The 15,191-nt window shown below is 72.0% G+C and carries 15 protein-coding genes; 9 read left to right on the top strand and 6 right to left on the bottom strand.

All coding sequences use genetic code 11. From position 1 onward, the window contains the following. Window positions 1-127 precede the first annotated feature (127 nt). Window positions 128-604 carry a macro domain-containing protein gene (locus tag QMF80_RS25460; RefSeq protein WP_283457084.1) on the top strand — a complete coding sequence of 159 codons (477 nt, stop codon included), beginning with the start codon at window positions 128-130 and terminating at the stop codon, window positions 602-604. A gap of 194 nt (window positions 605-798) precedes the next feature. Here the strand turns inward: QMF80_RS25460 and QMF80_RS25465 are convergent, their stop codons facing one another. The 4 genes from QMF80_RS25465 to QMF80_RS25480 all read right to left on the bottom strand — a co-directional run bounded on the left by QMF80_RS25465 (window position 799) and on the right by QMF80_RS25480 (window position 4,142). Then, window positions 799-1,242 carry a nitroreductase family deazaflavin-dependent oxidoreductase gene (locus QMF80_RS25465; protein ID WP_283457087.1) on the bottom strand — a complete coding sequence of 148 codons (444 nt, stop codon included), beginning with the start codon at window positions 1,240-1,242 and terminating at the stop codon, window positions 799-801. A 157-nt stretch (window positions 1,243-1,399) separates the two neighbouring features. Next, window positions 1,400-1,585, bottom strand: coding sequence for a hypothetical protein (locus QMF80_RS25470; protein ID WP_283457089.1), 186 nt, complete (start codon window positions 1,583-1,585; stop codon window positions 1,400-1,402). 78 nt (window positions 1,586-1,663) lie between these two features. Beyond that, window positions 1,664-2,671, bottom strand: coding sequence for a YdcF family protein (locus QMF80_RS25475; protein ID WP_283457091.1), 1,008 nt, complete (start codon window positions 2,669-2,671; stop codon window positions 1,664-1,666). 163 nt (window positions 2,672-2,834) lie between these two features. Then, entirely contained in the window at window positions 2,835-4,142 is a 1,308-nt protein-coding gene (locus QMF80_RS25480) for an amino acid deaminase (RefSeq protein ID WP_283457093.1), read from the bottom strand. Window positions 4,143-4,402: 260 nt separating this feature from the next. Here QMF80_RS25480 and QMF80_RS25485 point away from each other — a divergent pair, with 260 nt between their 5' ends. Beyond that, window positions 4,403-5,242, top strand: coding sequence for an IclR family transcriptional regulator (locus QMF80_RS25485; protein WP_283457095.1), 840 nt, complete (start codon window positions 4,403-4,405; stop codon window positions 5,240-5,242). Between the two features lie 201 nt (window positions 5,243-5,443). On the opposite strand, the gene QMF80_RS25490 is transcribed toward QMF80_RS25485, so the two are convergent. Next, window positions 5,444-6,784: a M14 family metallopeptidase gene (locus tag QMF80_RS25490; RefSeq protein ID WP_283457097.1), complete on the bottom strand. Its 1,341-nt coding sequence runs from the start codon at window positions 6,782-6,784 to the stop codon at window positions 5,444-5,446. A 108-nt stretch (window positions 6,785-6,892) separates the two neighbouring features. Continuing rightward, the gene (locus QMF80_RS25495; protein WP_283457099.1) at window positions 6,893-8,596 is read right to left on the bottom strand and encodes a chitinase; all 1,704 of its coding nucleotides are present in this window, start codon (window positions 8,594-8,596) and stop codon (window positions 6,893-6,895) included. 371 nt (window positions 8,597-8,967) lie between these two features. Between QMF80_RS25495 and QMF80_RS25500 the strand changes: the two genes are divergently transcribed. From QMF80_RS25500 to QMF80_RS25530, 7 genes are read left to right on the top strand one after another with little or no spacing between them, the layout of a single operon-like run. Beyond that, window positions 8,968-9,954 (top strand): hypothetical protein, encoded by a 987-nt coding sequence (locus tag QMF80_RS25500; RefSeq protein ID WP_283457101.1) that lies wholly within the window; start codon window positions 8,968-8,970, stop codon window positions 9,952-9,954. Between the two features lie 36 nt (window positions 9,955-9,990). Continuing rightward, window positions 9,991-10,692, top strand: a complete 702-nt coding sequence (gene cpaB, locus QMF80_RS25505) for a Flp pilus assembly protein CpaB (protein WP_283457104.1) — start codon at window positions 9,991-9,993, stop codon at window positions 10,690-10,692. A gap of 7 nt (window positions 10,693-10,699) precedes the next feature. Then, a complete protein-coding gene (locus QMF80_RS25510; RefSeq protein WP_283457106.1) occupies window positions 10,700-12,004 on the top strand; it encodes a CpaE/TadZ family protein in 1,305 nt (434 codons plus the stop codon). 3 nt (window positions 12,005-12,007) lie between these two features. Continuing rightward, window positions 12,008-12,403, top strand: a complete 396-nt coding sequence (locus QMF80_RS25515; RefSeq protein ID WP_283457108.1) for a TadE/TadG family type IV pilus assembly protein — start codon at window positions 12,008-12,010, stop codon at window positions 12,401-12,403. A gap of 15 nt (window positions 12,404-12,418) precedes the next feature. Further along, complete coding sequence (locus tag QMF80_RS25520; protein ID WP_283457109.1) at window positions 12,419-12,799, top strand: TadE/TadG family type IV pilus assembly protein; 381 nt, start codon at window positions 12,419-12,421, stop codon at window positions 12,797-12,799. Beyond that, window positions 12,796-14,241, top strand: coding sequence for a TadA family conjugal transfer-associated ATPase (locus QMF80_RS25525; RefSeq protein ID WP_283457111.1), 1,446 nt, complete (start codon window positions 12,796-12,798; stop codon window positions 14,239-14,241). The genes QMF80_RS25520 and QMF80_RS25525 overlap by 4 nt, the downstream gene beginning before the upstream one ends. After that, complete coding sequence (locus QMF80_RS25530) at window positions 14,238-15,176, top strand: type II secretion system F family protein (RefSeq protein ID WP_283457113.1); 939 nt, start codon at window positions 14,238-14,240, stop codon at window positions 15,174-15,176. Before QMF80_RS25525 ends, QMF80_RS25530 begins: the two co-directional genes overlap by 4 nt. Window positions 15,177-15,191: the final 15 nt, after the last annotated feature.

Below are 15,191 nucleotides of genomic sequence, written 5' to 3' on the forward strand. Positions count from 1 at the left end.
CGGGTGGGTGCCCGGGAACTGCCCCGACCCCGGACGTTCGAAGCCAAAGCCCCCGCGGCGCAGCCGCGGCAGCCCCCCACGCCCCGCCCCCGCCCCCCTGTCAGCGGCTGCTGGCACCATCGGTCGTATGGAGCCGTTGAAGATCACCAAGGGGGATGCGGCCAGTCCTCACGCCAAGGGGCCGAAGATCATCGCCCATGTCTGCAATGACCTGGGCGGCTGGGGCAAGGGGTTCGTGCTGGCCGTCTCGAAGCGGTGGGACGCGCCCGAGGTCGCGTATCGGGCGTGGCACCGGGGGCGGAGCGGGAACGACTTCGGGCTGGGGGCCGTACAGCTGGTGCAGGTCCAACCGGACGTGTGGGTCGCCAACATGGTGGGGCAGCGGGGGATGCGGACGGGCAGCGGCGGCCCGCCCGTGCGCTACGACGCCATCGAGCGCTGCCTCGAAGCGGTGGCCGGGCATGCGGTCGAGCTGAGGGCCTCCGTGCACATGCCGCGCATCGGCTGCGGGCTCTCCGGGGGCAAGTGGTCGCGCATCGAACCGTTGGTCACCGGGGCGCTGTGCGCCCGTGATGTGCCGGTGACGGTCTACGACTTCGACTGACGGGACAGGCCTGCACCGGCTTGCGCACCGGGACCAGGGCCCACTGCCCGCGTACCCCCCGGTGCCAAGGAGGCCGCGTCCCCGTCCAGGTGTCCGCCCCGCGCACCCGACGCATTGCCGGTCGGGCCCACCCCGCAGCCGCAGACGCAGGGGGTCGTCTGGTTCGAACTCGGCCTCCCCGCCCCCGGCCCCGGTCACCGCTCGATGATCACCAGGGGGATTTCGCGGGAGGTGCGGGACTGGTCGTCGTCGAAGGGGGGCCACAGGGCCGTCAGGACCGGCCAGTACGCCTCGCGCTCCGCCGGGGTGGCCGGGCGGGCCGTCGCCGGGAAGGGGATCGGGCCCCTCTGGACGCGGACCCGGGGGTCGGCGGTGAGGTTCGCGTACCAGTCGGGGTGGGCGGGCGCGCCGTAGCCGGAGGCGGCGACGATCAGGCGGTCCTCGTCCTCGGCGTAGATCAGCGGGGTGCGGGCGGTGCGGCCGGTGGCGCGGCCGATGGTGGTCAGCAGGAGGGTGGGCACGCCGTGCCAGAGGTGGCCGTCGGTGCCGCCGGTGGAGACGTACGCGCGGACGTGGTCCCGTTGCGGGGCCCCCGGCGGGTCGGCGGGGCGGTTCCAGTCGATGTCGAGGCTGTGCATGCGGCTGCCTGCCCTTCGTGGTGCGGATGCGATGCGTGGTGCGGATGTGCGCGGCTAACGAGGAACCGCTGTTTCCGTCACGTCCGTCACGTCCGTCACGATGGTGGTACGTCCACCCGGGGGCGCGGTCCGCCGCGCCCCCAGTGCGTGCGCGGAGCTACGGGAGGTAGCGCTCGATGGCGGCCGGGCCCTCCTTCTCGATCATCTGGCGGGCCTTCTCCACCCGCTCCGGTGTCGGGTCCTGGCCCCGGGCCATCACGAGGTCCTCGGGGTCGTACGGCCGCTCGCCGCCCGAGAAGAGCTGGGCCGGACGATTGGGCTGCTGGTCCGATTCGGTGTCCATGGCGTACCTCCTCCAGTGCCCCCTGGCCCCATCCTGCGGCGGCCCGCCCATGAACGCACCTCGGCCCGGGCGGTGCCCCTACGCGGCCAGCGTCAGCAGCGCCCCGCTCGCCGCCAGCGCCCCGCAGATGGCCAGATTGACCACCTTGTGCTCCATGAACACCGCGACGAACTCGCGGATCGTGGCGCTCGGCCAGAAGTACGCGGCCGTCGGAGAACCCAGCACCTGCCCGTTGACCCGCGCCTTGCGCGCCATCATCGCCGCCCGGAAGGCGTGGAAGTTGTTGGTGACCACCACGCACCGGTAGCCCGGCGTGTCCCTGGCCATGATCGCTTCGCTGAAGCGGAGGTTCTCCTCCGTCGTACGGGACTGGTCCTCCAGCCGGATGTGCCCGGCCGGGATCCCCTCCGCGATCAGCCAGTCCGCCATCGCCCGCGCCTCGGCGACCTTCTCGTCCGAGCCCTTGCCGCCCGAGGGCAGCAGCACCGGCGGCGTACCGCCCCGGGCCAGCTGGGCCTGGTGGATCTGGATGCCCTTGTGCAGCCGGGAGGCCAGCAGCGGCGGCACCCGGTCGCCGCCGACGAGGCCGGAGCCCAGCATCACCACGTAGTCGACGTCGCCGCGCACCTTGATGCGCCCGTACAGGTACGCGTACCCGAGGAAGCAGAGGAAGAGGAAGGAGACGTACAGCGCGATCAATCCGATCGTGGCGGTCGCGCCGGCCGCCGTGACAGAACCGCTCTGCGCCGCCGCCACCGGCAGGATGAGCAGCCCGAGGATGGCGAGCCCGGCCAGCAGGGAGAGCAGGTTGCCGAGGCTGCGCCCCTCCTTGCGGACCATCGTCACGCCGTTGGCGATCAGGAAGAAGGCCAGGACCACCACGCCGAGCGCCGGTACGGCGAAGACCGCCGCGACGACCAGCGGGCCGATCCCGCCGGGGGCGTGCCGCAGCTGCGCGAGCAGGCCGATCACCAGGCTGATGCAGGTCAGGCCCAGGTACACCGCGTTGCGGAAGCGCCGCCGGTCCTCCCGGGCGCTCATACCGAAGAGGACGAGGAAAAGGAGAGCCGGGGCGAAGACGAACATGTCGGCCATCGTAGGTGGCGCGGGTGAACGATCACGGCCGTGGCCGGGCGGGCGGCGCTCCGCACGCCCGGCCACGAGCCGGGCCCCGTGGACCACGAGGTCCCTTCAGGTCCCTTCAGGGGTTCCTTCAGAGGTCCACGCGGGGGGCCGGGCGGTGGTCCGTTCAGAAGAAGGTGCGGACGAACTCGGTGACCGTGCCGTCCGCTTCCACGACCGGGATCAGCTGCCACTTCTCGAAGATCGTGCAGGGGTGGGACATGGCCAGTGCCACCAGGTCGCCGACCTCCAGGTCCTCGGCGGTGTCCGTCTCCAGCCACGCGTGCTGATCGGACAGCTTCACCAGGCGTACCCCGTCGGCCGGGCGCTCCACCCCGTCCAGGGCCCCGCGCACCAGCTCGGGGACCGGCAGCCCGAGGTCGTAGGACACGTCCCGCTTGCCCGCGTTCAGGAAGGCCTGGGTGGGGGAGGGGCGGGAGACGACCTGGGCCCACAGCCGGAACGCGGGGCGCAGCCCGCCCTCCTGCGGCACCCGGTTGAAGGGGGTCAGCTTGCTGTACCAGTCGTGGTCGTGGGAGACGTACGCCCCCGAGCGCAGCAGCTTGAGGACCGGCGCGGACAGCGGCGGCAGCTCCGCGAAGGCCTCGGCGACGGCGTCGAACCAGGCGCTGCCGCCCGCGCTCACGACGATCTCCTCGCCGGGGCCGAGCGCGCTGAAGCGGCCCTCCTCGTCGAAGGTGACGGCGAGTGCGGTGAGTCCGCGCAGCCAGGCGGTGACCTTGGCGGGGTCGGCGCCGGGGACCTCGGCCTCGTAGCCCGCTACGCCGACCAGGCGCAGGGTGGCGGTCCGGGCGACGGCGTCCGCGACGGCGCGGCACTCCTGGGCGGTGCGGGCGCCGGTACGGGCCCCCTCGCCCGCGCCGAGTTCGACGACGACGTCCACGGGGCGGGCGGCGGGGCCGTCCGTGGCGGCCTCGCCGAGGGCGCGGTCCATCAGCTCGACGCCGCGCACGGAGTCGACGTAACAGACGAACCGGAAGTCCGGGTCGGCGGCGAGTTCGGCGGCGACCCAGCGCAGGGCGGCGGGGTCGACGAGCTGGTTGGCGAGGAAGATCCGCTGGATGCCGAAAGCGCGGTAGACGCGGGCCTGGTGGGGCATGGCGGCGGTGATGCCCCAGGCGCCGTGGGCCAGCTGACGCTCGAACAGTTGTGGGGACATGCAGGTCTTGCCGTGCGGGGCGAAGGCGAGGCCGTGCCGGGCGCTGTAACGGCCGAGGAGGGCCAGGTTGTGCGCGAGAGCGTCGGCGTCCAGGGTCAGGACCGGGGTGGTGAACCCGCCGGTGTGCAGGTCGCGGCGCTGGGCGGCCAGCTGGCCGACGGTGAGGGCGGCGGCTTCGGCGTCCGGGGGGAGGCCCTTGAAACGGTGGTCGGCCGGTTCGTCGGCCAGTCGCCTGACGGCGTCGGCGGGGGCCATGCGTGTCTCCTCGCGTTGCGTTTGCTGCAACGGTCGTTGCGGGTTGCAGCTCCCGCTGTCTAACATCCCGAAGAACAGCGGGTCAACGTGGCCCGCACCCTGGTGTCCTCGATCGCCGGGCAGGCTGACGGCGCCTCCGGCGGCGTCTCACACGCCGGCGGGGGCCGGGCTTGCTTCGAAGCGCCCGCGGAGGGCACGTGAGGCCGCCCGGTGATCGAGGGTGCGCGGGGTCCGGGGCGGAGCCCCGGGGGAGGAGCGGGATGAGTCAGTCGGTCGACCGGGCGCTCGGGATCCTGCCGCTGCTCGCCCGCGGGCCCGCGGACCTCGGCGGGGTCGCCCGCGAGCTGGACGTGCACAAGAGCACGGCCCTGCGTCTGCTCCGCACCCTGCACGCGCACGGACTCGTCTACCGTCAGCCCGACGGCCGCTACCGCCTCGGCGCCCGCCTCTTCTCGCTGGCCGCCGAGGCCGTCGAGAACCTCGACGTGCGCGGGATCGCCCACCCCCACCTCGTCGAACTCGGCGCCCGTACCGGCCACACCGTGCACCTGGCGGTCCACCAGGACGACGAGGTGGTGTACATCGACAAGGTCGACAGCCGCTACCCCGTCCGCATGTACTCCCGCATCGGCAAGCCCGTTCCGCTGACCGTCGCCGGCGTCGCCAAGGTGCTGCTGGCCGACCTCCCCGAGCCCGAGCGCCGCGCGCTCGCCTCGCGCGTCGACTACCCGCGCTACACGGCCCGTTCGGTCCAGGACGCCGAGGGGTTCCTGCGCGAACTGGCGCTCGTACGCGAACAGGGCTGGGCCGCCGACCTCGGCGGCCACGAGGACTCGATCAACTGCGTGGGCGCGCCCGTGCGGGGCGCCGACGGGCGGGTCGTGGCCGCGATGTCGCTGTCCGCGCCCACGGTGGTCGTCACCGCCGAGGAACTGCTCGACCTGCTGCCGCTGATCCGGGGCAGCGCCGAGGCCATCAGCCAGGAGTACTCCGGCTTGGGAACGCCCTCGGGAAGGTCCTCGGGAACGTCATCCGCAACGCCCTCGGGAACGTCATCCGCAACGCCCTCCGGAGCGAAGCGGGAGACGGGGCAAGCGTGAGCTGGAGCGTCCGCTCGGTGCTGGAGGCCGGCGGCGCGGGCCGGGACGACGCACGGGCCCGGCGGGCCGGCACCGCTCTACGTACAAAAAACTGTACGTCGAGCGGGTGCTGGCAAGCGTCCTCCCGGGCCGGACCGGGGCAAGAGTGAGGGCGCCCCCCTGGCGGTGGGGCGCCCGGACCTGTGCGCCACGCGCCACGCGCTACGCGCAGTACTGCGCGGCCTTGCCGATGGACCGGTACATGCAGTCCGCGTTCTCCAGCAGTTGGAGCACCGCGTCCTTGTTGCGGGCGGTCTCCCGGTCGATCACCTCGTCGGGCGGGTAGAACCCGCCGCCGCTGCCGGACTCACCGGGGTACATCTCGAAGGTGTAGGTGAAGATCTTCTGCGTGCCCCACAGCCAGTCGTCGATCGTGCCGTCGGTGATGTACAGGTCGCTCGACTGCTCGGGGGTGTAGCCGTTGCTCGCGGCCATGCTGGTGCCGATCTTCTTGTAGACCGCGAGGTCGTCCGCCGTCAGGCCGGGGGCGGTGTCGTTGTAGGTCCAGCCGTACGGCCACAGGACGAGCTGGCTGTAGGTGTGGAAGTCGATGGACGCCTTGATCTGCTGCTTGCCGCCCACGACCCGGCTGCGCGCGAAGTCCGCGACGACCTTGACCTCGGGGGCCGACTCGCCCGCCGTGCCGCGGTAGGTCTCGGAGCTCTTGCTGCTGGAGGAGCCGCCGCAGCAGCCCCACTTGTAGTTCCAGTTCCGGTTCTCGTCGGTGCCGACGTAGGGGGAACCGGAGTTGGGCTGCCGGTTCTTGCGCCAGGACCGGTAGGAGCCGGAGGCGATGTCGTACTCGCCGCCGTCGGGGTTGAGGTCGGGAACCACCCAGATCTCGCGGCCGTTGACCATGTCGGTGATCCGGGAGTCGGTGCCGTACTTGGAGCCGAACTCCTTGAGCAGGTACAGGGCCATCTCGACGGTCAGGTGCTCACGCGCGTGCTGGTGCGCGGTGAAGAGCACCTCGGGCTCGTTCTCGTCCGTCGCGACGTTGTCGCTGATCTTGATGGCGATGATGTCCCGGCCCTCGTACGACTTCCCGATGACCTGCTTGCTCATGATCCCGGGGTAGGCCGCGATGTCCTGGTTGATCTCCGCGGTGGCCTCGGCGTAGTTGTGGTACTTCGAGTCGGCCGAGGGGAAGTCGAAGGGGACGGCGGCCATACCGGGCAGGGAGCGGTCCGGTGCTCCGGCGAGCGCGGTCAGCTCGTAGCCGCGGGCTCGCAGGGCCTTGGCCTGCATGGGGTCGGCGCTGACGACCACGGTGTGGTCGTCGACCTCGTCGATCGACACGCCGGTCGCGAGCAGCGCCGTGCGGTCGGCGGCCGAGGAGGGGCCGTGGATGCGGTACTGGACGATCGCCTCGTCCTGGGTCTGTGTGGACGGGGTGGGTGGTGGCGAGGCGGTGGCCGCGCTCATTCCGTAGGCGGGTGCGCCGAGGGCGAGCGCCAGCAGGGCCGCCGTGACGGCGGCCCTTCGGCGGGCGTGGAGCCGCATGCGTTCTCCTGGGTGGGGAGTGTGGGGGTAGCCGTGCGGACGCGCACAGCGTCCGCCCGTGGCATGTCCCGGTCAAGAGCCGGAAATCGGCCACCCCACACGTACCCGCTACGGCAGGCCGTGGACGTGCGGACCCACCGCGTTGGACCAAGCGCTACCCGCTTTGGCGTCCCAGTTGGTCGACCAGGTCATCGCCCCGCGCAGGGCCGGGTAGGTCTTCGACGGCTTGAAGGAACCGCAGCCCGCGCCCTTGGCCAGGCAGTCCAGGGCGTTGTTCACCACGGTCGGGGAGACGTAGCCGCTGCCCGCGCCGCTCGGCGAGGCCGGGACGCCCAGGCCCACCTGGGAGGGGTCGAGCCCGCCCTCCAACTGGATGCAGGCCAGCGCGGTGAGGAAGTCCACCGAGCCCTGGGAGTAGACCTTGCCGTCGCAGCCGTTCATCGCGCCGCTGTTGTAGTACTGCATGTTGACGACCGTCAGGATGTCCTTGACCGCGAGCGCCGTCTTGAAGTAGCCGCCCTGGGTGGACTGCATGTCGATGGTCTGCGGGGCCATCGTCAGGACGAAGGACGGACCGGCCTTCTGGGCCAGGGAGCGCAGGGCCTGGGTCATGTAGGTCGGGTTGAGACCGTTCTCCAGGTCGATGTCGATCCCGCTGAAGCCGTACTCCTGCATCAGCGCGTAGGCCGAGTTCGCCAGGTTGTCGGCGGAGGTGGAGTCGTTGACCGAGATGGTCCCCTTCTCGCCGCCGATGGAGAGGATGACCGACTTCCCGGCAGCCTTCTTCGCCGCGATGTCCGCCTTGAACTGCGCGACCGTGTAGCCGCCGAGTCCGGCCGAGTCGAGGGTGAAGGTGATCGCGCCGGGCGTGGTGGTGGCGTCGGCGAAGGAGACCGCGATGATGTCGTACTGCGCCTGGACGTCGGAGATCTTCTGGACGGTCGCGCCGTTGTTGAAGTTCTGCCAGTAGCCGGTGAGGGCGTGCTTGGGCACCCCGGGGTTGGGGTTCGGGTTGCCCCCGCCGCCGGTCGTGGTGCCGCCGACGGGCGCCGAGCGGGGGCTCTCGCCCGCCTGGTTGTAGGCGCTCACCTGGAAGGAGTACGTCGTGGACGCCGCCAGGTTCTGGATCTGGGCGGAGGCCGCCGAGCCGGGGAGCGTCTGGACCCGTACGCCGTCCTGGTAGACGTAGTAGCCGCTCGCGCCGCTGACCGCGCTCCACGAAAGGGTGAGCCCGTTCTGGCTCTGGCCGGAAACCGCGAGCCCGGCCGGGGCGCCGGGGACGGACGGGCCCGGGTCGGTGCCGCCGCCCCCGTCGGGGCCGAAAACGCTGAAGTCGTCGGCGTAGTAGGCGGGCTGGCCGTACCAGCCGTGGGTCCACACGGTGACCTTGGTGGTACTGGGACCCGTGGTGAAGGTGGTCGAGAGTTTCTGCCAGCCCGAGCCCGAGCCGGGGGTCCAGGTGGAGACGTCCTGCGTGCCGGTGCCGGTCGCGCCGAGGTAGACGTACGAGCCCTGGACCTGCGTGCTCAGCGTGTAGGTCGAGTTCGGCTTGACCGTGACGACCTGGCTGCACTGCGCGTTGTCCTGGCCCGCCGGGGTGGCCTTGAGGGCGCCGGTGCCGGAGGACACGGGCGAGGAGACGGCGGCTCCGGTGGAGCCGGTACAACTCCAGTTGGTCAGACCGGACTCGAAGCCGCCGTTGCGGGCGACATTGATGTCGGCGGCCTGCGCCGTACCGGTGGCGAGGGCGGTGAGCCCGGCGGCGGTGAGGGTGCCCGCGCCCAGCAGGGCGAGGGTGCGTATGGGTTTCACGGACGACTCCGGTGGGGGGAGTGGGACGGCGGGGATGGGGGAAAGCCGTGAGAAGTGACGGGTGCGGGACTTGTGGGGTTGTCCCGCAGCCAAGTTGGTCCAGACCAATCCCCATGTCAAGGGTCTTTGCAATGTGGCCGGAAACGGCCGCCCGAGCGGGCCGGGTTGTCTGTGTTGTCTGGGTTTCTGGCCGCCCCGTGACACGTGTTGGCAGTACCGGAATCGACAAGGCCCTGCCCCGTCGGCGAGGACGCGGATAGGGTGCTCGGGCAGGAGGGAAACGCGTCGATCGTTTGCGGTCGCGCAGGATGTGCGCGGATGTGAAAGCTGCGCCAACATCCGTGGCGTACGGGGTGAACGGGGGGATTCGCGTGCCGACCGCCATCGCTGTCACCAGCGCCGATCTGGTGCTGCCCGCCCCCGACCGGCACACCCCGGCGGCCGCCGTACTGCGCCCGCCCGAGCAGCTGGACCTGGAGGGCTCGCTCTCCGAGACCACCGCCCTGCTGGAGCGGCACGGGCACGTGGTGGCCGTCGTACCGTCCTGGCTGCCGGGCGCGACCGTCCGCCGCCTGCACACCGTGCGGGCCATCCTCGAAACCGACCGGATCGCGCTCATCGGCACCGATCTGCCGCCCCTGGCGACCGCCCTGCTGGTGCGTCAGCTGCGCCAGCTCAGCGTGTGCGACTTCAGCCCCGGAATCATCGCGTCCGCCGCCCGGCTGCTCTCCCACTACATCTACGCGGGCGCGCTGCTGGGCACGGTGGCCAAGCTCGACCGGGTCCCCGTCGGGCTCAAGGCGCACGCCCGGTCCTGGACCCCCGGCGCCCAGTTCGCCGTAGTGGCCAACCCCGAGCCGTACCTGGTCAAGCTCGGCGGCTCGGGCGGGGGCGGCGGGGCGCACGGGGCCGGTGGCGTCGTCCTGCCCCCCGGACCCGCTTTCGCCACCCACCTCACCTTCGCCCGCGGCCAGCTCGCCTCCGACTGGGTCACCGCCGAACTCGCCCCCGCCTGGCAGGTCCAGGGCGTCATGGAGAACCCGCTGCCCGCGGACTCGCCCGGCTGGTGGGCCACCGGGAAGCTGGTCGAGTTCGCCGCGGCCATCCCCGACATCGGCATGCTCTACCAGCTGGTCGCCTCGGTCCGCCGCGACCAGTGCCGCTGGTGCGGGGCCGAACTCATCGGCGACCGCTGCGGATTCTGCGCCGCCCCGCTCGTGGTGCCACCCGCGGCCGTCCCTGGAGCCCGCTCGGGGGCGGGGCAGGGCCCCGGGCCAGGCCCGGGCGCCGCGTCCGCGCCCCGCTCCGGTCCCGCCTCCCGCCCCGCCTCCGCGTCCCGCCCCAGATCAAGATCCTGACCGGCCCGAACGAAGAACGACGAGGTAGTCCCGGCCATGAACTCACGCCAGCGCCGCGGCGTCATCCTGCTCATCCTGTCGGTCCTGTGCGCCCTCGGCGCCTTCGCCGGGGTGCTCACGGTGATCGGCGACGTCAACTCGAAGGTCGGCCCCGAGGTCGTGGCGTACCGGGCCAAGGGCGACATAGCGCCCTACAGCCCCCTGAACGCGGGCCAGTTCGAGGAGATCAGGATGCCCAAGCGCTGGCTCTCCGCGACCGCGGTGACCGACCTGGGCGCCGTACGGGACAAGATCGCGCTCACCACCCTGCGCAAGGGCTCCCTGCTCCAGAGCGACATGGTGGTCGACAAGCCGCAGCTCCAGGCCGGTGAGCAGGAGATCGCCATCATGATCGACGCGGCGACCGGAGTGGCCGGAAAGATCTACTCCGGGGCCAAGGTCAACATCATCGCCACCTTCAAGGGCGCCAAGGACACCGATCCCGCCCGCGCGGTGATCATCGTGGCCAACGCCCGCGTCATCAACGTCGGCAAACTGACCTCCCTCGACAAGGACAGCAGCCGCACCGGACCGGCCGAGGTGGTCCCGATCACCTTCGCCCTGAACACCAAGGACACCCAGCGCGTCGCCTACGCCGAGTCCTTCGCGGCGCACGTCCGGCTGGCGCTGGTGGCCCCCGGCACCGAATCGGTACCCGGCCCGAGCGAGCGCACGTACACCCTCGACGGGGACAAGTGAGGCCCGGATGACCACCCGAATCCTCCCCGCGGTCAGTGACCCCGAGGCCGCCCGATCCATCATCACCCTGCTCAGCCAGCTCCCCGAGGCCGAGCCCGCGGCCCCCGTGCCCGACTCCACCTCCCTCCTCGACACGCTGGCCCGGCTCGCCGCGGACTCCCTCGACGAGCTGCCCGAGGTGGTGCTCGTCCACGAACGGATCGGTCCGGTCCCGGCCCTCGAACTGATCCGGGAAGTGGCGCTGCGCTTCCCGGCGGTCGGCGTCATCCTGGTCAGCTCCGGCGCGAGCCCCGGCCTGTTCTCCGCCGCCATGGACTCCGGCGCCCGCGGCCTGATCGGGCTGCCCCTGGCCTACGAGGAACTCGCCGCCCGCGTCCAGGCCGCCGCCCAGTGGTCCGTGGGCGTACGCCGCCACCTGGGCCGGGGCCCCGACGTCCTGCCCGGCCCCGGCGGCCGCCTGGTCACCGTCTCCGGGGCCAAGGGCGGAGTGGGCACCACCTTCACCGCCGTCCAGTTCGCGCTGGCCGCCGCCGCCTCGGGACGGCGTACCGCACTGGTGGACATGGACCTCCAGGCCGGGGACGTCGGCTCATACCTCGACGTGCAGTTCCGGCGCTCCATCGCCGACCTCGCCGGGATCCAGGACATCTCGCCCCGCGTGCTCCAGGACGCCGTGTACGACGACCGCACCGGGCTCGCCCTGCTGCTGGCCCCCGGCGAGGGCGAGCGCGGCGAGGAGGTCGACGACCGGGCCACCCGCCAGATCGTCACCGCCCTGCGCGGCCGCTACGAGCTGGTCGTCATCGACTGCGGCACCCAGCTGACCGGAGCCAGCGCCACCGCCGTGGAGATGGCGGACGTCGCGGTCCTGGTCACCACCCCGGACGTGGTCGCCGTACGCGCCGCCAAGCGGATGGTGCGCATGTGGGAACGCCTCCAGGTGCGCAAGCCCGAGGAGACCTCCATGGTCGTCAACCGCTGGAGCAAGCACACCGAGATACAGCCCTCCCTCATCCAGAAGATCACCAAGACCCGGGCCACCCGGACCCCGGTCCCGGCCAACTTCAAGGAACTCCAGGCCGTCGTGGACGCGGGCCGGGTCCAGGACCTCGACAACCGCTCCACCGTCAAGCAGGCCCTGTGGACCCTGGCCGGGGAACTGGGCCTGCTGACCGCCCCGGACGCGGCGGAACCCGTGACGGCCGCCCCGGGCGGCACCCTCGCGGTGCGCGCGAGCAGCGGTGTGGCCCGGCTGCGCGGCGGCGACCGCGGCGCGGTGAGCCCGTGGCGGCGCCGGACGGGGGAGGGCTGAGCGATGACCGGTGGGGGGCGCGCGAAGGTCCGGGGGCTCCGGCGGGGGCGCGGGCGCGGTGACCGGGGACAGGTCGCGATCGAGTTCCTCGGCACGGTCCCGCTGATCCTGCTGCTGGTGGTCGCGGTGTGGGAGTGCGTACTGATCGGCTACGCGTTCTCGCTCGCGGGGAACGCGGCGGACGAGGCGGCGCGGGCGGGGGCGGCCAGGGACGACGGCGCGTGTGCGACGGCCGCGGGCCGGCACATCGGCGGGGCGTGGCGGATGACGTCCAACTGCCGCACCTCCGGCGACATCTACAAGGCGACCGTCACCCTCAAACTGCCGGTCCTCTACCCCGGTCTCGACATCGGCATCGACATCACCGGCGAGGGCGGCTCCGCCAAGGAGAAGGAGTGACCTGTGAGGAGTGACATGCACCGGAAGCGGAAGTGGCGCTCCGAGCGCGGTCAAGTCGCGCTGGAGTACATCGGGTTCGTCCCCATCGTGCTCTTCGTCGGCCTGTGCGGGATCCAGCTCGGCTGGATCGGCTACGTCCACGAGCAGGCCGACACCGCCGCCCGTACGGCCGCCCGCGTGGAGGCCCGTACCGGCGGCGGCGGAGAGGCCGCGGGCCGGGCCGCCATCAGCAGCGGCCTCGCCTCCCGCGCGGTGATCGTGGTCTCGAAGAACGCCGACGCGGTGACGGTGACGGTGACGATCGCCGTCAACTCCATCGTGCCCGGGCTCAGCGTCGACCCGGCCACCCGCACCGCCGTCATGCCCAACGACGACCCGAAGGTGACCGGACCATGAGCCTGCGTTCCCGGGTCAACACCCCCGACGACCGGCACAGCCCCCGCGAGGACGGCCGTCTGGTCTCCTCGTACCGCGCCAAACTGCTGGAGGAGATCGACCTCGCCGAGATGTCCGCGCTCGCGCCCGCCGAGCGCCGGGCGCGCCTGGAGCGCGTACTCGGACACATCATCAGCCGCGAGGGGCCCGTCCTCTCCACCATCGAGCGCGCCCAGCTGATCCGCCGGGTCGTCGACGAGGCCCTCGGCCTCGGCGTGCTCGAACCGCTCCTCGAAGACCCCTCCATCTCCGAGATCATGGTCAACGGCCCCGACCAGATCTTCGTGGAGCGCGGCGGCCGGGTCGAGCGGCTCCCGCTGCGCTTCGCCTCCCACGAGCAGCTGATGCAGACCATCGAGCGGATCGTGTCCACCGTCAACCGCCGCGTGGACGAGGCCAATCCGATGGTCGACGCCCGGCTGCCGAGCGGCGAGCGCGTCAACGTCATCATCCCGCCGCTGTCCCTGACCGGCGCGACCCTCACCATCCGCCGCTTCCCGCGCGCCTTCACCTTGCACGAGATGATCGGCCTGGGTTCGCTCGACGAACAGATGCTGCTCCTGCTGTCCGGGCTGGTCCAGGCGAAGATGAACCTGATCGTCTCCGGCGCCACCGGAACCGGCAAGACCACCCTCCTCAACGCCCTCTCCGGCCTGATCCCGGAGGGCGAGCGGATCATCACCATCGAGGACTCCGCCGAACTCCAGCTCCAGCAGCCCCACGTGATCCGCCTCGAATCGCGCCCCGCGAACGTCGAGGGCAACGGCCGCATCACCATCCGCGACCTCGTCCGCAACTCCCTGCGCATGCGCCCCGACCGCATCATCGTCGGCGAGGTGCGCGGCGGCGAGACCCTCGACATGCTCCAGGCCATGTCCACCGGCCACGACGGCTCCCTCGCGACCGTCCACGCGAACAGCTCGGAGGACGCCCTGATGCGCCTCCAGACGCTGGCGTCGATGTCCGAGGTCGAGATCCCCTTCGAGGCCCTCCAGGACCAGATCAACAGCGCCGTCAACGTCATCGTCCAGCTGACCCGTTTCGGTGACGGCTCGCGCCGGATCACCGAGATCTCCGTCCTCGACTCGCACGGCCGCGAACCGTTCCGGATCACCCGGGTGTGCCGGTACGTCGCCCAGCCGCCCGGGCCCGACGGGCGCGTCCTCGGACACTTCGAGTACGGGCCGCTGCCGCGCCGGGTCGCGGACCGGCTGTACATGAACAACCAGCCGGTCCCGCAGGCCTTCGGGGTCGCCCTGAGCGGCGCCGCGCAGCAGCCGCGCCACGCCCCGCACGCCCCGCACGCGCCCCATCCGCTCGATCCGCCGCACCCGCTCGGCCCGCCGTACCCGCCCCACCCGCTCGATCCGCTGAATCCGCTCGACTCCCGGAACATCCTGTGAACCCTCTCGTGCTCCTCACCATCGGAGCCACCCTCCTGGCCTGCCTGCTGGTCGTCTTCGGCGTGCACGCCTACGCCGCCGGGCGCGCCCAGCGCGCGGCCCTGGTCGAACGGCTCTCGGCGAGCGGCGAGCCCCCGCCCACCGGCCGCACCCGACGCTTCCGGGCGGTCGACCGCAGACTGCGTGGGACCGCGTTCGGCCGCTGGGTCGAGGTCAAACTCGCCACGACCGGACTGGACCTGACCCCGGGCGAGTTCCTCGTGTACGTCCTGGCGTCCGTGGCCGCCGTCTGGCTGCTCTCCGCCGCCTTCCTGGCCCCCTTCTTCGGTCCCGTGGCGGGCCTGATCGGGCTCTGGGCCGCGAACGCGTTCCTGAACTGGCAGCGGGCCCGGCGTACGGAACGGTTCATCAACCAGCTCCCCGAGCTGGCCCGGATCCTCGCCAACGCCACCCAGGCGGGCCTCGCCCTGCGGACGGCCATCGGCATGGCGGCCGAGGAACTGGAGGCCCCGGCGGGCGAGGAGCTCTCCCGCGTCGCCGACCGGCTCGCCGTCGGGCACTCCATCGAGGAGGCCCTGGGGGAGATCGCCGAGCGGCTGCCCTCGCGGGAGCTGGTCGTGCTGGTGTCCACGCTGGTGCTCTCCGCGCGGGCGGGCGGGGCGATCGTAGGCAGTCTGCGCAACCTGACGGTGACCCTGGAGCAGCGCAAGGAGACCCGGCGCGAGATCCGCACCCAGCTCTCGCAGGTCACGGTCACCGCGTACCTGGTGCCCGCGATCGGGCTGGCCTCGCTGCTGCTGGTGAACGCGATGATGCCGGGGGCGCTGGACCGGATGACGGGCGCGTTCATCGGCCAGACGGCGGTGCTCGTCTCGCTCGGTTTCTTCGCCCTGGGGTTCATCCTCATCCGCCGCCTGTCCAAGATCGACGTGTGAGGGCCGCCGGATGAC

Source organism: Streptomyces sp. G-G2 (assembly GCF_030063135.1).
Lineage (GTDB): Bacteria > Actinomycetota > Actinomycetes > Streptomycetales > Streptomycetaceae > Streptomyces.